This window comes from Pseudarthrobacter niigatensis (assembly GCF_030812615.1).
Lineage (GTDB): Bacteria > Actinomycetota > Actinomycetes > Actinomycetales > Micrococcaceae > Arthrobacter > Arthrobacter niigatensis.
In genome coordinates, this window is the sequence record NZ_JAUSTB010000007.1 from 56305 (window position 1) to 78967 (window position 22663).

A 22663-nucleotide genomic window follows, 5' to 3' on the forward strand; every position below is an offset into this window, starting at 1 on the left:
AGCTCAGTAGCGGGCCGCGTACGGATACAGGTCCATGCCCACCATCGAACTGATCGTGGAAACGGTGATGCCCTCCTGGGGGTTCAGCGCCTGGACCACTTGGCCATTCCCCAGGTAGATGGCCACGTGGTAGAAGTTCGGGGCGGAACCCCAGACCAGCAGGTCACCCCGGCGGGCCTGCGAAATCGGAACGTGGACGGGGGCTGCCGCGTACTGCTGGGACGCGGTGCGCGGAAGGTACGTACCGGCCGCGGCGAAGGCATTCTGCACCAGGCCCGAGCAGTCGAAACCATACGGCCCCGTGCCACCCCATTGATAGAAGTAGGGTGCGCCCACCTTGCCCAAGGCGACGGAGATCGCTGCCTCGTACGTGCCCGAGCCGGCGGGAGGCGCCGGCGCAGGCGCAGGCGCCGGGGCGGGGGCAGGTGCGGGTGCCGGGGCAACCGGAGCAGGGGCCGGAGCAGCGGGTGCCGGGGCGGCCGGGGCAGGTGCCGGGGCGGCAGGGGCAGGTGCTGCTGCAACGGGGGCCGGTGCCGCCGGCGCGGGGGCTGCCGGGGCTGGCGCGGCGGGAGCGGGAGCCGCAGGGGCAGCCACCTGTCCGCCGCCGTTCTGTCCTGCACCGTCCTGGCGGCCGGCTTGGTCGTTGGCTGCCTTGTCCTGTGCTGCTTTATCGGCCACTGCTTTGTCGGCGGCAGCGGACAAAGCAGCAAGGCGTGCCTCTTCGCGCTGCCGGTCAAGGGCATCCACCCGCGCGGATTCGAGCGCCACGGTGGTGTTGCGGAGCTGGGCCAGCTGGTCCACCAGGACGGTCCGCTGTGCCTTGGCATCGGCGACTGCCTTTGCCTGCGCGGCGTTGGCCTGCTCCGCCTGGGACTTCCGTTGCTCGGCGGTCTTGGCGGCGTCGTCAGCAGCCTTGGTGGCATCATCCGCAGCTGCGGTCAGGGACTGGTAGGCGGTGGCTGCGCTGTCCGCGGCTTCGAACGCGCGGCTGCGGCTGGCGGATAGGGCCTCAAGGGTGGCGGCCTGCTGGAGGCTGTCGCTGCCGCTGGCCAGGGTTCCGAGGGTGGGGTTCAAGCCGCCGTTGCGGTACAGGTCGCCGGCGAGCTGCCCCACCTGCTTCCGGGTCCTGTCCTGCTGGTCGCGGGCGGACGATGCTTTGGCGGCGGCAACGGAAGCCGCTTCAGTCCGCTGCTGCAGTTCCACGAGCGCTTCACTGTAGGAATTGTTGGCCTGCATGGCCACCGCGAACGCCGCCTGCTGGGCAGTTGACGCATCCGCCAGAATCCGCTCGATTGCCGTGACCTGGTCTGCCGTCGCGGACTCACTTGCCTTCGCGGCGGCGATGTCCTCCGGGGACGGGATCTCCGGTGATGCGGGACGGACCATGGGTGCGGATGGTGCCGGCGCCGCCAGCGCGGGCGGGGCCACAGATGCAAAGAGTACGACGGCGGCGCACAGCGCAGCGGTCCTGCGGCCGGATCCGGGTATAGCCATCTGCAGAGACCTCGCAACGGTAAGGCTGGGAGTGAGGTTCTGGATGCGGCACGACGGTGCCCCTCAGCTGCTCGCCAGCAGTCCGAGGTTACGTGACGATATGCACATTGGCAACAGCAGTCACATGAATAACATAAACCACAAAGATGTCATTCTCCACGGAAATCACCACGGTGTGTCGGGGTCAGGCGTGCTGGTGTTCCTCGTGTTCTGAGTGGCTGGCGGGCTCCAGCTGGAAGGTGCAGTGGTCGGTATCGAAGTGGGAGCCCAGGCAGGTGATGAGCTTGTCCAGCAACTGGTCGGCGCCCCGGGCGTTCAGCACCCCATCCTCCACCACCACGTGCGCTGAGAAGACGGGGACGCCGGAGGTGATGGTCCAGATGTGGATGTCGTGGACGTCGGTCACACCGGCTACCGACAGGATGTGCTCGCGGATCATCTGGACTTCCACTCCCTTCGGGCTGGCCTCCAGCAGGACGTCCACCACGTCGCGCAGCAGGCTCCAGGCGCGGGGGAGGATCATCAGCGCGATAAGGACGGATGCGATGGTGTCTGCTGCCTGGAAGCCGGTGGCCAGGATCACTATGGCGGCGATGATGACGGCCACCGAGCCCAGGAGGTCGCCCAGCACCTCCAAGTAGGCGCCGCGGATGTTCAGGCTCTCCTCCTGCCCCCCACGCAGGACCAGCAGCGATACCAGGTTTGCCACGGCGCCGAGGATTGCGGCGAACAGCATGATGTCCGTCTGCACCTCGGGGGGTGCGCCAAACCGGCGAATGGCCTCCGTGAAAATCACTACGGAGATCACGATCAGGATCAGCGCATTCGCCAACGCCGCGAGCACCTCTGCCCGCTGGTAGCCGTAAGTCCGCTGGTCGCTCGCCGGGCGGCCGGCGATCCAGGCGGCAAGCAGGGCGATGGTGACACCGGCCGCGTCGGAGAGCATATGCCCTGCGTCCGCCAGCAGGGACAGCGACCCGGACAGGGCCGCGCCGACGATCTGGATGACCACAACGCCGAGCGTGATCCCCAGGACCGCCACCAGCCGTTTCCGGTTCCGCCCGGTGGCAGTGATCCCGTGGCCGTGGTTGTGGTCGTGTCCCATGCCTACAAGGCTAGCCCCAGCCCAGCTCGTGCAGCCGGTCATCGGAAATCCCGAAGTGGTGGGCGATCTCATGGACCACGGTGACGGCCACTTCGTGGATCACCTCGTCCCGGGAGGCGCAGATTTCCAGGATGGGTTCGCGGAAGATGGTAATCCGGTCCGGGAGCGAGCCGGCGTCCCACCATGAATCGCGTTCGGTCAGGGGGACGCCTTCGTACAGCCCCAGCAGCACGGTGTCCGGGTCTTCCCCTGGGCCCGGCACGTAATCGTCGTCGATGAAGACTGCCACGTTATCCATGGCCCGGGCCAGTCGGTCCGGAATGCTGTCCAGGGCATCCTGGACGGCTGCTTCGAATTCGTCAGGAGACATGGTGAAACCTGACGGTTCATGCGGCCCTTCGGGAATGATGGGCAGTCCCGGCGGAAGGCTGGCTGGCATACCCCGACTCTAGCCCGCCGCCCGGCCCGTCCCGATGCGGGAGGGGCGCGTCCTGCGCCGGGTCAGTCCCACTCCCACCAGGCAGGCCAGCCCGCCCACCAGTCCCCAGGCTGTGGGGATCTCCCCGAGCAGCAGCCAGGAGATGAGCACCGTGGTCCCGGGCACCAGGTAGGTCGTGGCAGCCAGTTTCCCGGCTTCCACCAGCGAGAGCGCGTATGCCCAGGTTGTGAAGGCGATTGCAGTGGGAAACACGCCAAGGTACACCAGCGCCCAGGTGGCCTCCGGAGGGGCGGCCCGGACTTCGGACGCCAGTTGCCCGGCGAAAGGCAGGCAGCACACCGCGCCAACGATGATGCCGAACCAGGTTGCCTGCGCCGCCGGGAACTTCCGCACCACCGGCTTCTGGATGATGACGCTGACTGCGGCGAGCACCGCTGCAAGGAGGCAAAGCGCCACGCCCGCCAGGTCCGTCGTCGAACTTTCCCCGGCGCTGCGCGGCTGTCCGGAACCCAGGGCGATCAGTGCAACTCCCGTGAACGCCACCGTGCTGCCGATGAGCAGCCAGCGGGGAAAACCCTCTTTGAGGAAGATGCCGGCCATGATGGCCACCAGGATCGGGTTGACGTTGATCAGCAGGGCGCTGGTGCCGGCGTCAAGGATGTGTTCGGCGGCGTTCAGGGCTACGTTGTAGCCGCCGAACCACATTACGCCATAGGCGAGGATGGGCAGCCATTCGCGCCCCCTGGGCAGCATCCGGCTCCTGAGCAGTTGCGGCACCACCAGGAAAGCGAGGACGACGGCGGCGACCGCCAGCCTGCCGAGCGTCAGGGATCCGGGGGAGAAGTGCGGCCCGATGGCGCGGATGCCGACGAACGCGGAGGCCCACAGCATCACGGTAACCACCATGGCCGCCACGCCGAGAGCCTTCACTGGCGTGGGCGCTGCAGCGGGGGAAACCAGGGGCTGGCGGGCGGGACTGGTGGAAGGCATGAATCAAATGTACGGCTGCTGCAGGCACCGGACTGGCGGAAATCGGCCGTGTGGGTGACCCCGGGCCAGGCAGAAGCTGGCAGACGCCGTCGAGTAGCGGGGTTCAGCTTCGCTGACGGTCCGAGGAGGGCCTAGCTCCGCGAAGCCCAGGCGAGCAGCTTGTCCACCGGCCACGTGGTAATGATCCGGTCTGCCGGAACGTTGTTGCGGGCCGCCCGTTCGGCACCGTACTGCAGGAAATCCAGCTGGCCGGGGGCGTGGGCATCGCTGTCAATCGAGAACAGGCAACCGGCTTCCAGGGCCAGCTGGATCAGGGCATCCGGCGGGTCCTGCCGCTCCGGACGGGAATTGATCTCCACGGCGACGCTGTGCTCTGCGCAGGCGGCAAACACTTCCTTGGCATCGAATTCCGACGGCGGCCTGGTCCCGCGCGAGCCTTCCACCAGCCGGCCGGTGCAGTGGCCCAGGACGTTGGTTTGCGGGGCCGTAACGCCCCCGAGCATCCTCGCCGTCATGGTCTTCCGGTCTGCCCGGAGTTTTGAATGGACGCTGGCCACCACGATGTCCAGCCTGTCCAGCAGTTCAGGTTCCTGGTCCAGCTCGCCCGATTCCAGGATGTCCACCTCGATGCCGGCCAGGAGCCGGGTGGGTCCGCCCTTGCCGTTGATGCCCGCCACCACGTCCAGCTGGTCCCGCAGGCGTTCAGGCGACAGGCCGTTGGCGATGGTGAGGTTGGGGGAGTGGTCTGTCAGGGCCACATACTCCCTGCCCAGCACCTCCGCGGCCGCCACCATCAGCTCGATGGGGGAGCCGCCGTCGGACCATTCACTGTGGCTGTGAAGGTCCCCGCGCAGGGCCCCGCCGATCTCTGCACCGCCGGATGCAAGCGGCACGGCGCCCTTCTCCCGAAGGTCTGCCAGATACTCGGGGACCTGGCCGTCCACCGCCTGCCAGATCACCGTGAAGGTCCGGTCCCCGATCCCCTTCATGGATTTGAGCCGCCCGTTCCTGGCCCGCGCGGCCACTTCCTCCGGTCCGAGCGCGCTGATGGCGGCGGCTGCCTTCCGGAAGGCCTGGACCTTGAACGTGGCCGCGCGTCCGCGCTCCAGCCAAAAAGCGATCTCGTTGAGCGCATCGACGGCATCCATCCGTCCATCTTGACCCGTCCAGGGCCCAAACGGCGGGGTTTTCCGCCGATTTTGGAATATTCCGGGTTAGCCCCTATAGTTTTAGAGTCCAGTTCGGAGAAACGCAGAGGACAAAGACGGAAAGCCCCGCTTGACGCCTTTTGTTTTGTTCCGAACGGGTTCTGGCCCCCATCGTCTAGCGGCCTAGGACACCGCCCTTTCACGGCGGCGGCACGGGTTCGAATCCCGTTGGGGGTACGCAAGGAACTGGTCAAGCAGGCTAAAAAAGTCTGGTAGGCTGGAAGCCTTGAAAAAAGCGGTAGAGATACTGCAAAGCAAGAAACGCAAGGCCCTGTAGCGCAGTTGGTTAGCGCGCCGCCCTGTCACGGCGGAGGTCGCGGGTTCAAGTCCCGTCAGGGTCGCTCTGATTGTTGGAAGAAATTCCGGCTGTCATGGTGACTAGTCACCTAGGCTCTGTAGCTCAGTTGGTAGAGCGTTCGACTGAAAATCGAAAGGTCACCGGATCGACGCCGGTCGGAGCCACCACTGGGAAGCATCAGTTCTTCGGAACTGGTGCTTTTCTGCTTTAAGGCTCACCCGGTTTCCGGGCCCCATAACCCTCCAGCTTGGTCGCATAACCCTCTACCTTGTTCGCGGATCGCGACGCTGAGGGTCGTGGTACGCGCACAAGCTTCGGAGCTGGTGCGGGTATATGCGTTGGTCCCGTAAACGGGACAGCGGCGGGTCCCGCACTGTGTGGCGCAGGCAACATTCCGTCCGGCCTGGGAAAATTGTTTGTCTGACTTGTGAAACATTTGACCTGCGCCAAACGGATATGGCACGCGCGCGCATTGGTTGATGTAAGCGCTTGCACTCTACTCGCCGGTAACCCGTTTTGGTGTGTGAAACAGGGTTTGAACTGTCCGTTCCACCCCGTCTACGGTGGAGCGCGGCCGGAGGACAGCTTGCTTTCCATCGGCCGGCCAGGCCCTACCCAGGCCTGCCTCCACCCGCAGCACAACGGCGTCCCCGATGACGCCTGAGGTGTCGCCGGGGCCGCGGTTTGTTTCGGGATCATGGGCATACGCCCGCCTTCCACGAAATGTCACAACTCCGCGAGAAGAGCAAGAAATGCACAAGCACCCCCAACCCCGGCTGCTGCGGTGGCGCACTGCGGCCGCAGCGCTGGCGGCGACCCTGGCCGCCTCGGCCTTCCTGGCCGTCCCCGCGGCCCAGGCCAATGAGCCCTCAGATCCGCCCGCCGTCCAGCAGATGCCTGCCCCCACGCCAGGCTTCCCCTTGCCGACGCAGCACACGCAGCAGGCCTTTGACCCGGCGTCGGACTTCACCTCCAAGTGGACCCGCGCAGACGCCAAGCAGATCATGGCGCAGAGCGACTCCACCGTCTCCCCGGGCGCAAACTCCATGAGCCCTGACGTCACCATGCCGGAGATCCCGCAGGACTTCCCCACCATGAATGACGACGTCTGGGTCTGGGACACCTGGTCCCTGACAGACGAAAACGCGAACCAGATCAGCTACAAGGGGTGGGACGTCATCTTCTCCCTGGTCGCCGACCGGCACGCCGGATACGGCTTTGACCAGCGCCACTGGAACGCCCGGATCGGGTACTTCTTCCGCAAGACCAACGCTGATCCCGCCAAGGACAAGTGGAACTACGGCGGGCACCTGTTCCTGGACAACACGTCCATCGGAAACACCGAGTGGTCCGGTTCCACCCGCCTGATGCAGGGCAACCACGTGAACGTCTTCTATACCGCCACCACCTTCTACGATGTGGCCGAGCGGAACGCCGGCGGCGGCGGCATCGCCCCCGACGCCGTCATCGCCAAGGCGTTGGGAAACATCCACGCCGACCAGAACGGCGTTACCTTTGACGGGTTCGAGCACACCAAGCTGCTGGAACCGGACGGAAAGATGTACCAGACCAAGGCGCAGAACGCCGGCTTTGCGTTCCGCGACCCGTACACCTTCCAGGACCCGGCCCATCCCGGCAAGACCTACATGGTGTTCGAAGGCAACACCGCGGAAAACCGCGGCGACTACCAGTGCAAGGCCGAGGACCTGGGCTACCGCCCCGGGGACCCGCACGCAGAAAGCGTCACGGACGTCCAGAACAGCGGCGCGTTCTACCAGACGGCCAACGTTGGGCTGGCGGTCGCGGACAACAAGGATTTGACCAAGTGGTCCTTCCTCCCGCCCATCCTTTCCGGGAACTGCGTGAACGACCAGACCGAGCGCCCGCAGATCTTCATCCAGAATGAAAACGGCAAGAACAAGTACTACCTGTTCACCATCAGCCACCAGTTCACCTACGCGGCAGGGATGCGCGGTCCCGACGGCGTGTACGGGTTCGTGGGCAACGGCATCCGTTCGGACTACCAGCCCATGAACAACAGTGGCCTGGCCCTCGGCTCGCCCACGGACCTGAACCTTCCGTCCGAGTCCCCGGAGGCGCCCACGCCGAACCAGAACGGGCGGCAGTTCCAGGCATACTCGCACTACGTGCAGCCCGGCGGCCTGGTGCAGTCCTTCATCGACAACGTCAACGGGGTCCGTGGCGGTTCCCTCTCGCCGACGGTAAAGATCAACTTCCGCGACGGCGTGTCCCAGGTGGACAGGACGTTCGGCCGGAACGGGCTGGGTCCGTTCGGCTACCTGCCCACCAACGTCAGGGTCGGCGGCGAAGGCCTTTACAAGTAGGCCTGCCCACCGCGGCAGCTTCAAGCAGTACGTGAACCAGGCGGGGAGTCCCACGGCTCCCCGCCTGGTTCCTTTAACCGCTTTCCTTCAACCACTCCTGGACCCGGTCCTGTGCGGTGGCGCCGACGGGTTTCCAGCCCATCTGTCGCAGCCTGGGGATAGGGTGGAACCAACAGAAGGGGGAGTGCCTGATGGAATACCAGAACCCACAACCCGTGGTGCCCAACCGTCCTGCCGCCAGCCCGGCTCCCGGCCCGGGCCGGACAGTTATTTCCGAGACCGCCGTGGCAAAGGTCGCGGGGATCGCCGCACGCGCGGTTCCCGGCGTCTACTCCCTGGGGTCGGGCCCGTCCCGTGCCCTGGGCGCCATCCGCGACGCCGTGGGAAGCTCCGACCACGCCGCGGGTGTCCACGCGGAAGTAGGCGAAACGCAGGTAGCCGTCGATATCACCCTGGTGGCCAGCTACGGAACGCCCCTGCATGCGCTGGCCAACAGCGTCCGTGCCGCCGTTTACCGGGCGGTCGAAGAACTGGTGGGTCTGCAGGTGATCGAGGTGAACGTCGAGATCACCGACGTCTATGTCCCACCCCCGGTCAAGACCGCAGCCCCGGCCGCTTCCGAACGGGAGGCGCTGCTGTGAACCTCACCGTGGCAGGCACGGCCATAGGCGCATTCGTGGCGTTCATGTCGCTGCAGTTCGGTCTTTGGGGCTTCCTGGTTTCCCTTCTCTTCATGGCCATCGGGGCCCTCCTGGGCCGCTCCGCCGAAGGAAAGCTGGACCTGCGCGGCATTTTCGATGCCATCATCGGCCGGCGCTCGTCCTCATGAGTTCGCCCGCGCCCGTTGTGCGTGCGCAGGCGCTCAGCGGCCATAACCGGATTAGTACCCAGGCCTTGACCAGCCTTGCCAAAGCGGCCGCTGCGCAGGCGCTGGGCGTCGACGCCCAGGACATCCGTGCGGACTGGACGGACGACGACGGCCTGCTGGCCTTGTCCCTCGTCGCCCCCATCAGCATCCCGCCGTTACAGGCCGTGGCAGCGGACCGGGCGCGAATCGGCATCGTTGGAGGTTCCATCCGGGACCGCACCGTGAAGGCCAAGGAAAGCATCCTGGCGAAGGTGTCGGAACTCAGCGGTTCACAGGTGAGCCGGGTGGACATCCGCATCAGCGGGGCAAGGATCAGTACAGAAGGGCGGGTACGGTGAGCAGCAGCGTGGAGAGCCGCCGGGCCGGCAGCGGGACCCGGAGACGCAGCGGCCCGGACATGGACAGGGTGGTCTACCGCGAGACACATTCCGGCAGGGCCGTGGTTTCGGTTGTGGCTGCCGTCCTGGTGTTGGTGCTGGCCGGTTACGGCGTCCTCGAATCCGGGGTGCACGCAGTGGGGCAGCCGGCGTGGCTGGTGGAGCCGCAAGTCGCTGCCCAGCGCATCGTGGACCTTCCCGCCGGGATACCCCCGCTGCTGTTGGCGGCAATCGGCGCCGTGCTCGCGATGCTGGGATTGATCTTCCTGCTTAGTGGGATCCTCCCAGGGAAACGTGCGCGCCACGTGCTGGCTGGCGCATCCGGAGAAGGGCTCCCTGCCGTGGTGGTGGACGACGAGGTCATCGCATCCTCATTGGCCCGCCGCGCGCGCCTCGCCGCCAATGTCACCCCGGACCAGGTCATGGTGGTCGTCTCCCAGCGGCAGGTGCTGGTGAATGTCCGCCCTACCTCCGGCGTCCCGGTAAACCCGGAAAGGGTACTTGAGGCCGTCCGGGATGAGCTGGACCGGATGTTGCTGGAACCGGCACCCATTCCTCGCGTCAATGTGGCGCCATCGGGGGTGATCGGGGCATGAACGGCACCCCGGCACTGCTCAACCGTATTTTGCTTACCGTGCTGGGCCTGCTGCTGCTCGGGGCCGGACTCCTCCTGGTGCTGCTGGCCACCGTTCCCTCCGTGGGCGCCTGGTGGCACTCTTGGTCTTCCGGTGCCTGGGGCGGCATCAACCAGTTGTTCGATTCCACCCGGTTCCCGGGCCGCCCGGAAAGCTGGTTGTGGATCGTGGTGGCGCTGGCGCTGCTGGCACTGATGGGGCTCATGGTGGCGTGGATCGCGCAGCAGGGAAAGGGCAAGTCAAACCTCCTGGCACTTGACTACGATCCCGGCGAGACCCCCGGCGACGTACGCATCGGTGGCGGGGTGGCAGAACAGGCCCTCCGGCATGCCCTTGAAGGGCGCCCCGACCTCGCCGGTGCAACCGTCACCACCTACGAGGTCCAGGGAACGCCGGCCTTGAAGGTCCGGCTCCTGCCGCGCCAGGGCGTGGCCCCGCACCTGCTGGCCGCCGAGGTCACCGGCCTCGTGGACGCCCTGGAGGCCGTGGTGGGCAAGAAGATTCCCGTCCTCATCCACATCGGCGCCGGGGCGCGGACACGCTTCAGCAGGGCTGAACGCGTCCGCTGACATGCCGCCGGCGGGCGTCCAGGCGCGCTGCGGTTACCTGCCGCCCATGAGGTACACGGTGGTGTCCACGGGAACCTCCCGCATGCCGGTCCATTCTTCGGCCGGCTCGGGACCGCTGGACAGCACCACGGCCAACCCCTCGGGTACGGGGGCGGAAGCGAATCCCATGTTGGACAGGACCGTGACGCCTCCATTCCGGAACGCCAGCAGGCCGCTGTCCGGCGCATGTTCATCCGTCCACTCCACACTGCCGCGGCCCAGCTGTTGTGCCGCACGAAGGGACAGGGCTGCCCGGTACAGCTCAAGGGTTGAGCCTTCCTCGCCGTCCTGAAGGTCGGCGGCCAAGGGCCCGAAGCTTTCCGGTTGGGGGAGCCATGGTTCGCGTGCCTCGCCGGACAACTCACCGGAGAACCCGTACCCGGGTTGGTCCGCAGTCCATGGCAGCGGGACCCGGCAGCCGTCGCGCCCGATTTCGGCACCATGGGTCCGGAAGAATGTGGGGTCCTGCCTCGCCTCATCGGGAAGGGTGGTGTGCTCAGGCAGGCCCAGCTCCTCGCCCTGGTAAAGGTAGGCGGAACCCGGCAGCGCCAGCGCAACCAGCGTGGCCGCGCGGGCCCGCGCCAGGCCCAGCGCCGGGTCGGGCTGCTCGTCGGCGGCCCCGATGCCCTTCGGGAACGTGGTGGGATCCTTGAGGCCGAACCGGGTGGTGTGCCGCACCGTGTCGTGGTTGCTGAGCACCCAGGTGGACGGAGCCCCCACGGATGCTGCCGCCGCCAGGGAGGCGTCGATGGCGTCAGCCATGCGTTCGGCATCCCAGCCTGCCAGGAGGAAGTCGAAGTTGAAGGCCTGCTGCATTTCATCCGGCCGGACATAGCGGGCCAGTCGCTCGGCCGGCTCCACCCATGCTTCAGCCACCATCATGCGGTCCCCGCCGTACTCCGCCAGGACTCGGTGCCAGTCCCGGTAGATGGCGTGGACGCCGTCCTGGTCGAAGAAAGGAGATGGCGGATACATGGGGGACACGGACCGGTGGGGTTCTTCGGCGTCGGTGTGGGCGTGGGGAGCGTCCCCGGGCAGATGGCTCTCCAGGCGGGGAGTGGAGGTTCCCTCCACCATGGCGGCAACACCGTCCCAGTCCGGAAGTCCCGCTTCCTTTACCAGGCCGTGGGCAACGTCCACCCGGAAGCCGTCGGCCCCGCGGTCCAGCCAGAAGCGCAGTACCGAACGCATCTCCTCCTGGACCTCCGGGTTGTCCCAGTTCAGGTCCGGTTGCTTGGTATCGAACAGATGGAGGTACCACTGGCCCGGCGACCCGTCGGCCTCCTGCACCCGGCTCCAGGCCGGCCCGCCGAACACGGATTTCCAGTTGTTGGGGGCCCGGCCACCGTCGCCGGATCCCGGGACCTCGTCCTTGCCGTCCCTGAACATGTACCGGTCCCGCGCAGGGCTCCCCGGGGGTACCGCCAACGCCTCCTGAAACCAGGCATGCTCGTCAGAGGTGTGGTTCGGAACCAGGTCCACGATGACTTTCAGGCCGCGCCGGTGAGCTTCCTGCAACATGGCGTCGAAATCTTCGAGGGAGCCGAAGAGCGGGTCTACCTGGCGGTAGTCGGCCACGTCGTATCCGCCGTCTGCCTGCGGCGACTTGTAGAACGGAGAGAGCCAGATGGCATCCACTCCAAGGGACTCCAGGTAGGAAAGACGGCCCGTGACGCCGCGGAGATCGCCCATGCCATCACCGTTACCATCCGCAAACGACCGGGGATAAATCTGGTAAACCACGGCGTCCGCCCACCATGCAGAAGGGGTTGGGCCCGGCACCGGAACGGCTGGATCGGTCATTTGGTTCCCCTCTGATAACTTTTTGATGTAAACGCTTGCATTGCAGACAGCAACCTTACTAGTGTGATGGTCACCACATCAACCTCACCTAGCAAGCGCACTGTCGACTTACTTGTCACTCAGCGAGGAGCTTCAAGCTAATGAAAACCCCGAGATTCCTGCTTCCGGCTGCCACAGCCGGCATTCTGGCCCTGACGTTGTCCGCCTGCGGCGGCGGAGGTGGAGGCGGCACCACAGGCGGTGGCGGCAGCGATGCTGACGCCAACCTTGACTCCCGCGGCCCTATCACTTTCGTGCAGGGCAAGGACAACAACAACGTGATCCGTCCGCTGATCGATAAGTGGAATGCATCCCACAAGGATGAGCAGGTCACCTTCAAGGAGCAGACCGACCAAGCGGACCAGCAGCATGACGACCTGGTCCAGCACTTCCAGGCCAAGCAGTCGGACTACGATGTGACCGACGTGGATGTGGTCTGGACGGCTGAGTTTGCTGCCAAGGGCTGGCTGCAGCCGCTGAAGGACAAGATGGCGATCGACACGAGTGCCATGCTCCCGGCAACGGTCAACAGCGCCACGTACAAGGGCACCCTGTATGCTGCTCCGCGCACGTCCGATGGCGGTATCCTCTTCTACCGCAAGGACCTGGTTCCCAACCCGCCCAAGACCTGGGACGAGATGATGGGCATGTGCTCCATCGCCCAGCAGAACAACATCGGCTGCTACGCCGGACAGTTCAGCAAGTACGAGGGCCTCACCGTCAATGCCTCCGAGGCCATTAACTCCGCAGGCGGTTCGGTTCTGGACAAGGACGGCAAGCCGAGCTTGAACACTGCCGAGGCAAAGGCCGGCCTGGGGAACCTGGCCAAGGCCTACGCCGACGGCAACATCCCGAAGGAAGCCATCACCTACAAGGAAGAGGACAGCCGGCAGGCCTTCCAGAGCGGCAAGCTCCTGTTCCTGCGTAACTGGCCTTACGTCTACAGCCTGATGAGCACTGAAGGGTCGTCGGCGGTCAAGGACAAGTTCGGCATGACGGCCCTTCCCGGCAAGGACGGCCCGGGTGCATCCTCGCTGGGCGGCCACAACACCGCGGTCAGCGTGTACTCCAAGCACAAGGCCACCGCCCTGGACTTCGTAAAGTTCCTGACGTCTGCCGAGAGTGAGAAGTTCTACGCGACGCAGGGCTCCCTCGCCCCGGTCCTCGGGTCGCTGTACTCGGATCAGGAGCTGGTTGCCAAGCTGCCTTACCTGCCGGTCCTGAAGACGTCGATCGACAAAGCCGTGCCGCGTCCTGTGACGCCGTTCTACCCGGCTGTTACCAAGGCAATCCAAGATAATGCCTACTCCGCAATTAAGGGAGAAAAGTCAGTGGAAACAGCACTTTCTGACATGCAGAAGTCCATCGAATCCGCCGGTGCGGGATCGTAGTTCTGCCATGGCAACCGAATTAGGCCCGACGCCGGTCAAGGCACCGGCGTCGGGCGGTACCCCCGTCCATCACGCACCCAAGGGTGTGGGGGAGGACAACAGGATCGCCAGCCAGGGGCGCTGGGCGTCCTGGCTGCTCGCTCCCACCATCATCGCCCTTGGCATTGTGATTGTTTACCCGATCATCAGTGCCATCGTCATGTCCTTCCAGAAGGACGCCGGCCTGGACCCTGCCACAGGGCTGTTCACCGCAGGTGGCCCGGCCGGCATCCAGAACTATGTGAACTGGCTGGCGCAGCAGTGTTCGGCCCCTGCCGGCGGAACTGTTGCCTGCCCGCCCGGCACCCTGGGCGGCCAGTTCTGGTCCGCCACCGCTACGACATTCTTCTTCACCGTCGTAACGGTGGCATTCGAAACCGTTCTGGGTTTCTGGATGGCCATGATCATGGCCCGTGAATTCCGCGGCCGCAGCCTGGTCCGTGCAGCTGTCCTGGTGCCGTGGGCCATCCCCACCGCCGTGACGGCCAAGCTCTGGTTCTTCATCTTCGCCTTCGAGGGCATTGCCAACAAGCTGTTCAACACCACCATCCTGTGGACGGGCAGCGAATGGCCGGCCAAGTGGGCCGTTGTCATCGCGGACGTTTGGAAGACCACGCCCTTCATGGCGCTGCTGATCCTGGCGGGCCTGCAGATGATTCCGGCGGAAGTCTATGAAGCCGCCAAGGTGGACGGCGCCACTGCCTGGCAGCGGTTCCGCCTGATTACCCTGCCCTTGGTCAAGCCCGCGCTGATGGTGGCAGTCCTGTTCCGTACCCTGGATGCGCTTCGCATGTTCGACCTGCCGTACATCCTCACCGGCGGTGCCAACAACACCACCACCTTGTCCATCCTGGTGATCAACCAGATCAGGCAAGGCTTCAACGCGGCAGCTGCCCTGTCCACCATCACGTTCATCATCATCTTCCTGGTCGCCTTCATCTTTGTCCGCTTCCTCGGGGCAAACGTGGTTGAGCAGAGCGGCGCCACAGGAAAGGGGAAGAAATGACCACGGCAACAGCAGACGCCTCGGCGTTGCGGGCCCGGCAGGACAAGGGCCGCAAGGCAGCCCAGAACCGGGAAAAGTGGGCACAGGGCAGGACCTACATCAGTGCGGTCATCGTGCTGCTTTGGTGTCTTGCCCCGGCCTACTGGATGGTGGTCACGGCGTTCCGTGAGGTGGGCTTCACCTACGACACCTCGATCCTCCCCACCCATGTCACCCTGGACAACTTCAAGACTGCCTTCGATACGTCCTTTGGCAACAGGTTTGGGCAGGCGCTGCTGAACAGTGTGTTCATCGGCGGCGTCGTGACGGTGGTGTCCCTGCTGATTGGTGTCTTCGCCGCGTACGCCCTGGCCCGCCTGAACTTCAAGGGCAAGTTCCTGGTCCTCGGCTTCATCCTGGGTGCCTCCATGTTCCCCGGCGTTGCCCTGATCACCCCGCTGTTCCAGCTGTTCACCAACATCGGCTGGATGGGTACGTACCAGGCGCTGATTATCCCGAACATCTCCTTCGTGCTCCCGTTGACGGTCTACACCATGACCTCGTTCTTCCGGGAAATGCCGTGGGAGCTCGAGGAATCAGCCCGCGTGGACGGCTGCACCCAGGGGCAGGCGTTCCGCAAGGTCATCATGCCGCTCGCTGCTCCGGCAATCTTCACCACCGCAATCCTGGCCTTCATTTCCTCGTGGAATGAGTTCCTGATTGCCAGCCAGCTGTCCAGCGACGCAACGCAGCCGGTGACGGTGGCCATCGCCAACTTCGCCGGTGCACAGCCCAACCAGATCCCGTACACGGCCATCATGGCCGCGGGCACCATCGTCACCATCCCGCTGGTGATCCTGGTGCTGGTCTTCCAGCGCAAGATCGTGGCCGGCCTGACGGCAGGTGCTGTTAAGTGATGGGCGCCAGTTCCCGCCCCCGGACCCCGGGGGCGGGAACCCGCAGCCGGTTGGTCCGCTCGGGTGAGGACTTCGACATCATCATTGGTTTCCTCGCATTCTGGGCGCTGGTCCTCCTGGTAGTCACTGTGTGGATGGAAGTCACAGCCCAACCTGCCCTTGGATGGGCGCTGGGCCTCCTGGCCAGCCTGCTGGCCCTGTACGGGATGGTACGGCTGCGCCGGAAACTTCCAGCCCGACGATAGTGAAGAAGGCACCGGTTACCGGTGGCTGTGACTTTGCACGCAGCCGCCGGTCCGGTTATCACTGCCCGTACCCGGAATGGAAAAATACAAGGCCGGGGGTAAACGCAGGGCCAGCCGGCCCTACGCCGAAAAGGAGTTAAAAGGGGGACGCGGTGGCACGGACAACGGAAAGGTCCCAGCGGGGCGGCCATAACGGCGTCAGCATCGAAGACGTGGCCGCCGCCGCCGGAGTCTCCACAGCGACCGTCTCCCGCGCGGTCCGCGGACTGCCCCGGGTTTCCCCAGCCACCCGGGAGAAGATCCTGGAAGTGGCCGGAAACCTGGGCTACGTGGCCTCGTCCTCCGCTTCCGGACTGGCCACGGGTCGCACCAAAACCATTGGCGTCCTGGCCCCGTTCGTCAGCCGCTGGTTCTTTTCAAAAGCAATCGAGGGCGCGGACCGCGAACTGCACGCCCGGCACTACAACCTCTCGCTCTTCAACCTTGGGGGCCACGGAAGCAACCGCGAGCGGCTCTTCAGCAAGACCATGGTGTACAAGCAGATCGATGCCCTGCTGGTGCTCTGCATGGCCCTCAGCCATGACGAGATCGAACACCTCCAGAAGATCGACATTCCCCTGGTAGTGGTGGGAGGGCACGTCGAGGAGTGCCCCTACATTGGCATCGACGATTACGCCGCCGCTTCCACCGCGGTCCGGCACCTGATCGACCTGGGGCACCGCGACATCGCCTTGCTGCACGGCGACGACGAGACAGACCTGAACTTCGACGTTCCCCGCGTCCGCATCCTGGCATTCAAGGACGTCATGGCCGCAGCCGGTCTGCCCACCCGGCCGGAATGGGACGAATGGGGCGATTTCACCGTGCGCAGTGGCCAGGAGGCTTTCCGCCGGCTGTGGTCGGGTCCGGGACAGAAGCCGACGGCTATCTTTTGCGCCTCGGACGAAATGGCCATGGGCGTCATTTTCGAAGCCAACCGCATAGGTGTCAGTGTCCCCGGCGACTTGTCCGTGGTGGGCATCGACAACCACGACTTCGCTGCCGCCATGGGCTTGACCACTGTGGGGCAGCGCCCGGACGAACAAGCCGAACTGGCGACGAAGATGCTGCTGGATGAACTGGACGGCGAGGTCGGGGCTGTCCGCTCCGCAGTGGCGCCCCATGAACTCATCATCCGGCGCACCACGGCGCCTCCCAAGGGCTGAAACCGCCTCAGGAAGCGCGGGCCAGTTGGCGGATGGGAATCCAACGCGAGGCCAGCCGGCGGTAGGCTGCCGCGGCACCGGTCATATCTCCCTCCGCCAGGCATTCGATGCCCAGCCTGATATCCATGGGGGATTCGTCCGGGTACACCTTGTCCGCCACGGCCCCGTAGTCCAGTTCCACCATGGAGCTCACGTGGAACAGCTCGAGCCATTCCGTCAGCTGGGCCAGGTCATCGAGCATGTCCAGGTCCGGGGCGGCGAGGGCCAGGTTGGCCACTGCGTAGCGGGCCCGCTCCAGGGCATCGGTGATGGGCGCCCAGACGCGTACGGTGAGGATCCGCCCGGCTGCCTCCACCACGTCCTTGCGGTCGGACTCCATGAACAGAGAGAACCAGCTGAACGGGATACCCCAGGTGGATGCACGGGTGTGGACACGGACGGACCCGTCGCGCGCCTTCACCAGGTCGATCCGCTCCTGGTGCCGGTCGCGCTGTTCCTCAGGGATCAGCAGTTCGGCCAGCGGGCCGTGAATCCCCTCCACCAGGGCGTTGGCGGCCAGTCCGGCGCGGAGGACCAGTTGGCTGGGGCAATACAGGAGGACTGGCTCATTGCCGGCGTCAGCACCGTCGTCGGCCGTTCCACCGCCCGGTGCCGTGGTGACGCGCACCAGGTCAGTGCGTCCGGTGGGAAAAGGGTCCCCGCCGGAGCGGGTAATCCGTCCCAGCGAGGCGAGCAGTTCAGCGTTTTCGACGGCGGCGCGTGACACGGCCTGCGCGCCCGCCGCCGCGATGGCCGGACGCTGTTCTTCCGGGAAGGCCTCCAAGGGCTCGTAGACGCGCAGCGTGGAGGAGAAAGGCAGGCCGGCCTGGCCCCGGTAGAGGTTCCCCGTCACGACGGTCTCCTTGCATGGGTCCAGGGCGCGGTCATCAGTCGGCCAATTCCACCAGCACGGGGGCGTGGTCAGAGGCACCCTTGCCCTTGCGTTCCTCGCGGTCGATCGAGGCGCTGGTGACACGGGCGGCCAGGGCGGGGGAAGCGAGGATGAAGTCGATCCGCATGCCTTCCTTCTTGGGGAACCGCAGCTGGGTGTAGTCCCAGTAGGTGTAGACGCCGGGGCCGGGGGTGTAGGGGCGCACCACATCGGTGTAGCCGGCCGACTCGAAGGCGTGGAACGCTTCCCGCTCCGGCGGGCTGACGTGCGTTGCCCGGTTGGCGATGAACAGGTCGATGTCCCAGACGTCATCGTCGAAGGGCGCGATGTTCCAATCCCCCATCAAGGCCACCTGCGCCTGCGGGTTCTCCGTAACCAGCGCCTGGGCGTGCGTCTTGAGGCTTTCGAGCCACTTGAGCTTGTACGGCATGTGTTCGTCGTCCAGGGAGCGGCCGTTGGGGACGTAGAGGCTCCAGACCCGGACGCCGCCGCAGGTGGCAGCCATGGCGCGGGCTTCCTGCACCGGGTCCTTTCCGGCTTTGCCGAACGAGGGCTGGTCCAGGAACGTCCGTTCCACGTCCTCAAGCCCCACCCGGGAGGCGATGGCAACGCCGTTCCACTGGTTCACCCCGAAATGGGCCACCTCGTAACCCATCCGTTCAAAGAGTTCCCACGGAAAGTTCTCGTCCTTGCATTTGGTCTCCTGGATGGCCAGGACGTCGCAGTCGCTGCGCTGGAGCCAGGCTTCAACGCGGTCGGCGCGGGCACGGAGCGAGTTCACATTCCAGGTAGCTATCTTCACGGTTCCTAACTTACCTTGGCGGCCGCGCGCCCGGTAAAGCCCTCGCGGGCCCGGTCCCGCCGTCCGGCCGCGGTTGGTCCCGGGCAGCAGGCGGCGGGTATATTCGCACCAGAATGGCCTGGATCACATGCCGGCCACCATGCGAAGGAGCACCAGCCGATGACCGCAGCCACGGGCACCACAACGGACAGCAGTGCAGGAAACGGCGGCGCGGAGGTGCTCTTTGGCCACCGCGGCCGGCTCGGTGTGGTCACCCTCAACCGGCCCCGGGCGGTCAATGCGCTCACCGAGGGGATGGTGGACCTGCTCCTGCGGCAGCTCACCGCGTGGGTCAAGGACGACGACGTAGCCGCCGTCCTGGTACAGGGCGCTGGGGAGCGTGGCCTGTGCGCGGGCGGTGACATCGTGGCCATCTACCGGGACATCCTTCACGGCGGAACCCGGACTGCTGACTTCTGGCAGACCGAGTACCGGGTGAACTCGCTCATCGCCCGGTACCCCAAGCCGTACGTCGCCCTTATGGACGGGTTGGTCCTTGGCGGTGGGGTGGGTATCTCGGCGCACGGGAACGTCCGCGTGGTCACCGAACGGACCAGGATGGGGATGCCTGAAACCACCATCGGGTTCGCGCCGGACGTCGGCGGCACCTTCCTGCTGTCCCGCGCACCGGGCGAGACGGGAACCCATGCGGCGCTGACCGGCGCCCACCTGGCAGCGGGGGACGCCTTGTTCCTGGGCCTTGCCGACCACTACGTCCCGTCCCAGTCGCTGCCCCGCCTGGTGGCGGAACTGGAATCTGAAACCCCGGAAGCCGTCGTCGCCCGTTATGCTGAGCAGTCCCCGCCTTCTGCCCTGGCCGGGCAGCGGGACTGGATCGATGCCTGCTACGCCACCGACGATGCCGGGGACATCGTTGCCCGGCTCCGGGCATGGACCGGCCCCGGCCGGGAAGACGCCACGGCGGCGGCGGACACCATCGAAGCCAAGTCACCCACGTCGGTCAAAGTCACCCTGGCATCACTGCGCCGGGCCGCGAAGCTGACCCTTGACGAGGCCCTTGCCCAGGAGTACCGGGCCGGGCTGCGGTTCCTTGCCGGCCCTGATTTCCGCGAAGGTATCCGTGCCCAGGTGGTGGACAAGGACAGGAACCCGCAGTGGAAGCCGGCCACGCTGGCAGAGGTGCTGCCGGGCCAGGTGGACAGGTTCTTCCAGCCGCTGGACGGCCGGGAACTGGACCTGCAACCCGGAACGGACCTGGAAGTGACGGAGGCGGACCATGCCTGAGAACGGCAGCGTGGCGTTCCTTGGCCTTGGGCACATGGGCGGTCCCATGGCCTTGAACCTGGTCCGCGCCGGTTACCGGGTGACCGGGTTCGACGTGGTGCCCGCAGCCATGGAAGCGGCCCGGGTGCAGGGTGTGCCAGTGGCGGCCACCGCCGTCGAAGCACTTGCCGGCGCCGACGTGGTACTGACCATGTTCCCCAGCGGCCGGCATGTCCTGGACGCTTACCGGGGCAACCCCGGACATCCCGGGCAGCCGGGGGAGCCCGGACTCCTGGCCGCCGCGCCACCGGGAACCATGTTCCTTGACTGCTCCACCATCAACGTCGACGAAGCACGGGAAGCTGCCCGGCTGGCCATTGAAGCGGGCCACCGTTCCGTTGACGCCCCCGTTTCCGGCGGCGTGGTGGGAGCCGAGGCAGGCACTCTGACCTTCATGGCCGGCGGCGACGCGGCGGGCTTCGAGGAAGTGCTGCCGCTCCTGGAAGTGATGGGCAGGCGGGTGGTGCACTGCGGCGCCCACGGAGCCGGACAAGCCGCCAAAATCTGCAACAACATGATCCTGGGCGTCTCGATGATCGCGGTCAGCGAAGCGTTCGTGCTGGGGGAGAAGCTGGGGCTGACGCACCAGGCCCTGTTCGACGTCGCTTCCGCCGCGTCAGGCCAGTGCTGGGCGCTGACCACCAATTGCCCCGTGCCCGGACCGGTGCCCTCCAGCCCGGCCAACAGGGACTACCAGCCGGGTTTTGCCTCCGCCCTCATGGCCAAGGACCTCAACCTTGCCGTCAACGCCCTGGACAGCACCGGGGTGGCGGGACAGATGGGAGCGCTCGCTGCGCGTATTTACGATAGGTTTGCCGCGGAGGGCGGAGCGGGCCGCGACTTCTCCGCCATCATCACGGACATCCGCGGCGCATCGGAGCCGCAGGCCGGGGACGGGCCCGCAGGGGCCGGTGGCACGGAGGTGCCGGGCCGGCGTCCGGCCATAACAGCATACGACGACGGGAGTCCGGAATGACGGAGTACGCCAACATCCTGGTGGAGCAGCAGGGCAGGGTCGGACTGGTGACGCTGAACAGGCCCGCGGCACTGAATGCGCTGAACAAGGCCACCATGGAGGAGGTGGTGGCCGCCGTGACGGCCATGGATTCCGATCCCGGCGTGGGCGCGGTGGTGATCACGGGCTCCGGAAAGGCCTTCGCCGCGGGAGCCGACATCAAAGAGATGGCGGACCAGGGCTACATGGACATGTACGTCGCGGACTGGTTCCGGGGCTGGGAGGAGCTCACCCGGCTGCGTATCCCCACCATCGCGGCGGTGTCCGGCTTCGCCCTGGGCGGCGGCTGCGAACTGGCCATGATGTGCGACCTGATCATCGCCGGGGACAACGCAAAGTTCGGGCAGCCGGAAATCAACCTTGCCGTACTCCCCGGCATGGGCGGCTCGCAGCGCCTGACCAGGGCTGTGGGCAAGGCCAAGGCCATGGACATGATCCTCACCGGACGGTTCATCGACGCGGAGGAAGCGGACCGGTGCGGGCTGGTGTCCCGGGTGGTTCCGGCGGCAGAGGTGGTGTCCGAAGCACTCAAGGTGGCCGGCGTCATCGCCGAAAAGTCAAAGCCCGCGGCGATGGCGGCAAAGGAAGCCGTGAACGCCGCTTTCGAAACCGGGCTGGCCCAGGGAGTGGTGTTCGAACGGCGGCTCTTCCACTCCCTGTTCGCCACGGAGGACCAGAAGGAAGGCATGGCGGCGTTCACCGAAAAGCGCCAGCCGGAATTCAAGCACCGGTAGACCCGGCAGCTGATTCGCCCTGCCGGCAGGCGCCGCCTAGAGGTACTGTGCGGCGAAGCTGTGCAGGGCCTCCCGGACGAAGCGGGCCCCCTCAGCCCCACCGTAATTGGCGGCGAAACGGGGGTCCTCCACGTACATGTCGGCCAGCCCGGTGACGTATCCCCGGACATCGCCGCCGCTCCCAGCGGCAGGTGTTCCCGGGATGGACTTCAGCCACGCAACATGCCGCCCTGCCAGTTCGCGCGCTTCCGGGCCGTCCGCAGGAACGCCCGCAGCCGCAGCAGCCTTCCAGTCCCGGCCAAGCTCCTCCGCGTGGGACTTCCACTCCTGTTTCTGGGCAGCCCCCATGCCGCGCCACCACTTATCGGATGCCGCGTAGGCGTCCTTGCCCCACCGTTCTTCAACTTCATCCTTGTACTGCGTGTGGTCGAAGCCCTTGAACATGTCCTCAGCCATCAGCTGGCCTCCTGCCTTTACTGTTTCGATTGTTTGCCGCACGGACTCCGCCTGCCGGGCCAGCCGCTGTTGCTCTTGGCCCAGCCATTCCAAGTGCCGGCCCAGCGCTGCCACCGGATCCGCCTCGCGGTGGAAGACTTCCGCGATGGCCGGCAAACCCAGGCCCAGTTCGCGCAGCAACAGGATCCGCTGCAACTGGAGGAGGGTGGCGCCGTCGTAATAGCGGTAGCCGTTGTGGCCTACCCGGCTGGGCTTCAGCAGGCCGATGTCGTCATAGTGACGGAGCGTGCGGCTGGTGGTGCCGGCGATCCTGGCTACGTCCTGGATGGACCAGTCACTGCCGCCGGTGTTGGAAGAATCCTGCATGCTGCGAGCCTAAGGGTTGACGCTGCGTCAAGGTCAACAACAATG

At 66.0% G+C, this 22663-nt stretch carries 23 protein-coding genes and 3 tRNA genes; 17 read left to right on the forward strand and 9 right to left on the reverse strand.

Features of this window, described 5'->3' with window-relative positions; all coding sequences use genetic code 11:
• Positions 1-3 precede the first annotated feature (3 nt).
• The 5 genes from J2T23_RS12055 to J2T23_RS12075 all read right to left on the reverse strand — a co-directional run bounded on the left by J2T23_RS12055 (position 4) and on the right by J2T23_RS12075 (position 5176).
• Positions 4-1494, reverse strand: coding sequence for a C40 family peptidase (locus J2T23_RS12055; RefSeq protein ID WP_307360259.1), 1491 nt, complete (start codon positions 1492-1494; stop codon positions 4-6).
• Between the two features lie 184 nt (positions 1495-1678).
• A complete protein-coding gene (locus tag J2T23_RS12060; protein ID WP_141158342.1) occupies positions 1679-2599 on the reverse strand; it encodes a cation diffusion facilitator family transporter in 921 nt (306 codons plus the stop codon).
• 10 nt (positions 2600-2609) lie between these two features.
• The gene (locus J2T23_RS12065) at positions 2610-3038 is read right to left on the reverse strand and encodes a metallopeptidase family protein (RefSeq protein ID WP_141158341.1); all 429 of its coding nucleotides are present in this window, start codon (positions 3036-3038) and stop codon (positions 2610-2612) included.
• A gap of 9 nt (positions 3039-3047) precedes the next feature.
• The gene (locus J2T23_RS12070; RefSeq protein ID WP_307360262.1) at positions 3048-4028 is read right to left on the reverse strand and encodes a DMT family transporter; all 981 of its coding nucleotides are present in this window, start codon (positions 4026-4028) and stop codon (positions 3048-3050) included.
• A gap of 131 nt (positions 4029-4159) precedes the next feature.
• Complete coding sequence (locus J2T23_RS12075; RefSeq protein ID WP_307360264.1) at positions 4160-5176, reverse strand: PHP domain-containing protein; 1017 nt, start codon at positions 5174-5176, stop codon at positions 4160-4162.
• A 164-nt stretch (positions 5177-5340) separates the two neighbouring features.
• Here J2T23_RS12075 and J2T23_RS12080 point away from each other — a divergent pair.
• From J2T23_RS12080 to J2T23_RS12120, 9 genes are all read left to right on the forward strand, one after another.
• Positions 5341-5413: transfer RNA gene (locus J2T23_RS12080), tRNA-Glu, on the forward strand.
• Positions 5414-5503: 90 nt separating this feature from the next.
• Positions 5504-5577, forward strand: a tRNA-Asp gene (locus tag J2T23_RS12085).
• Positions 5578-5625: 48 nt separating this feature from the next.
• A tRNA-Phe gene (locus J2T23_RS12090) sits at positions 5626-5701 on the forward strand.
• Positions 5702-6286: 585 nt separating this feature from the next.
• A complete protein-coding gene (locus tag J2T23_RS12095) occupies positions 6287-7879 on the forward strand; it encodes a glycoside hydrolase family 68 protein (protein ID WP_307360266.1) in 1593 nt (530 codons plus the stop codon).
• 191 nt (positions 7880-8070) lie between these two features.
• A complete protein-coding gene (locus tag J2T23_RS12100) occupies positions 8071-8520 on the forward strand; it encodes an Asp23/Gls24 family envelope stress response protein (RefSeq protein ID WP_141158338.1) in 450 nt (149 codons plus the stop codon).
• Entirely contained in the window at positions 8517-8708 is a 192-nt protein-coding gene (locus tag J2T23_RS12105) for a hypothetical protein (RefSeq protein ID WP_307360268.1), read from the forward strand. Before J2T23_RS12100 ends, J2T23_RS12105 begins: the two co-directional genes overlap by 4 nt.
• A complete protein-coding gene (locus tag J2T23_RS12110) occupies positions 8705-9085 on the forward strand; it encodes a hypothetical protein (protein ID WP_141158336.1) in 381 nt (126 codons plus the stop codon). The genes J2T23_RS12105 and J2T23_RS12110 overlap by 4 nt, the downstream gene beginning before the upstream one ends.
• Positions 9082-9720, forward strand: a complete 639-nt coding sequence (locus J2T23_RS12115) for a hypothetical protein (RefSeq protein ID WP_307360271.1) — start codon at positions 9082-9084, stop codon at positions 9718-9720. The genes J2T23_RS12110 and J2T23_RS12115 overlap by 4 nt, the downstream gene beginning before the upstream one ends.
• Positions 9717-10328: a hypothetical protein gene (locus J2T23_RS12120; RefSeq protein WP_307360273.1), complete on the forward strand. Its 612-nt coding sequence runs from the start codon at positions 9717-9719 to the stop codon at positions 10326-10328. The genes J2T23_RS12115 and J2T23_RS12120 overlap by 4 nt, the downstream gene beginning before the upstream one ends.
• Positions 10329-10361: 33 nt before the next feature.
• Here the strand turns inward: J2T23_RS12120 and J2T23_RS12125 are convergent, their stop codons facing one another.
• The gene (locus J2T23_RS12125; protein ID WP_307494194.1) at positions 10362-12170 is read right to left on the reverse strand and encodes a glycoside hydrolase family 13 protein; all 1809 of its coding nucleotides are present in this window, start codon (positions 12168-12170) and stop codon (positions 10362-10364) included.
• 140 nt (positions 12171-12310) lie between these two features.
• On the opposite strand from J2T23_RS12125, the gene J2T23_RS12130 reads away from it, so the two are divergent.
• From J2T23_RS12130 to J2T23_RS12150, 5 genes are all read left to right on the forward strand, one after another.
• Positions 12311-13600, forward strand: a complete 1290-nt coding sequence (locus J2T23_RS12130) for an ABC transporter substrate-binding protein (protein WP_307360278.1) — start codon at positions 12311-12313, stop codon at positions 13598-13600.
• A 7-nt stretch (positions 13601-13607) separates the two neighbouring features.
• Positions 13608-14645, forward strand: a complete 1038-nt coding sequence (locus tag J2T23_RS12135) for a carbohydrate ABC transporter permease (protein ID WP_307360280.1) — start codon at positions 13608-13610, stop codon at positions 14643-14645.
• The gene (locus J2T23_RS12140) at positions 14642-15541 is read left to right on the forward strand and encodes a carbohydrate ABC transporter permease (RefSeq protein ID WP_109045843.1); all 900 of its coding nucleotides are present in this window, start codon (positions 14642-14644) and stop codon (positions 15539-15541) included. Before J2T23_RS12135 ends, J2T23_RS12140 begins: the two co-directional genes overlap by 4 nt.
• On the forward strand, positions 15541-15786 hold the full coding sequence (locus J2T23_RS12145; RefSeq protein ID WP_210411307.1) for a hypothetical protein: 246 nt from the start codon (positions 15541-15543) through the stop codon (positions 15784-15786). The genes J2T23_RS12140 and J2T23_RS12145 overlap by 1 nt, the downstream gene beginning before the upstream one ends.
• 152 nt (positions 15787-15938) lie before the next feature.
• Entirely contained in the window at positions 15939-16991 is a 1053-nt protein-coding gene (locus J2T23_RS12150) for a LacI family DNA-binding transcriptional regulator (protein WP_141158330.1), read from the forward strand.
• 7 nt (positions 16992-16998) lie between these two features.
• On the opposite strand, the gene J2T23_RS12155 is transcribed toward J2T23_RS12150, so the two are convergent.
• Both J2T23_RS12155 and J2T23_RS12160 read right to left on the reverse strand, forming a co-directional pair.
• Positions 16999-17883, reverse strand: coding sequence for a DUF8083 family protein (locus J2T23_RS12155; RefSeq protein WP_307360284.1), 885 nt, complete (start codon positions 17881-17883; stop codon positions 16999-17001).
• 34 nt (positions 17884-17917) lie between these two features.
• Entirely contained in the window at positions 17918-18724 is an 807-nt protein-coding gene (locus J2T23_RS12160; protein ID WP_307360286.1) for an exodeoxyribonuclease III, read from the reverse strand.
• 159 nt (positions 18725-18883) lie between these two features.
• Between J2T23_RS12160 and J2T23_RS12165 the strand changes: the two genes are divergently transcribed.
• Genes J2T23_RS12165 through J2T23_RS12175 form a run of 3 tightly spaced genes read left to right on the forward strand, consistent with a single transcriptional unit; the run spans position 18884 to position 21796 of the window.
• Positions 18884-20008 carry an enoyl-CoA hydratase/isomerase family protein gene (locus J2T23_RS12165; RefSeq protein WP_307360288.1) on the forward strand — a complete coding sequence of 375 codons (1125 nt, stop codon included), beginning with the start codon at positions 18884-18886 and terminating at the stop codon, positions 20006-20008.
• Positions 20001-21023 (forward strand): 3-hydroxyisobutyrate dehydrogenase, encoded by a 1023-nt coding sequence (gene mmsB / locus J2T23_RS12170; protein WP_307360289.1) that lies wholly within the window; start codon positions 20001-20003, stop codon positions 21021-21023. The genes J2T23_RS12165 and mmsB overlap by 8 nt, the downstream gene beginning before the upstream one ends.
• A complete protein-coding gene (locus J2T23_RS12175; protein WP_141158325.1) occupies positions 21020-21796 on the forward strand; it encodes an enoyl-CoA hydratase in 777 nt (258 codons plus the stop codon). The genes mmsB and J2T23_RS12175 overlap by 4 nt, the downstream gene beginning before the upstream one ends.
• Before the next feature lie 36 nt (positions 21797-21832).
• On the opposite strand, the gene J2T23_RS12180 is transcribed toward J2T23_RS12175, so the two are convergent.
• Positions 21833-22618: a MerR family transcriptional regulator gene (locus J2T23_RS12180; protein WP_141158324.1), complete on the reverse strand. Its 786-nt coding sequence runs from the start codon at positions 22616-22618 to the stop codon at positions 21833-21835.
• Between the last annotated feature and the right edge of the window lie 45 nt (positions 22619-22663).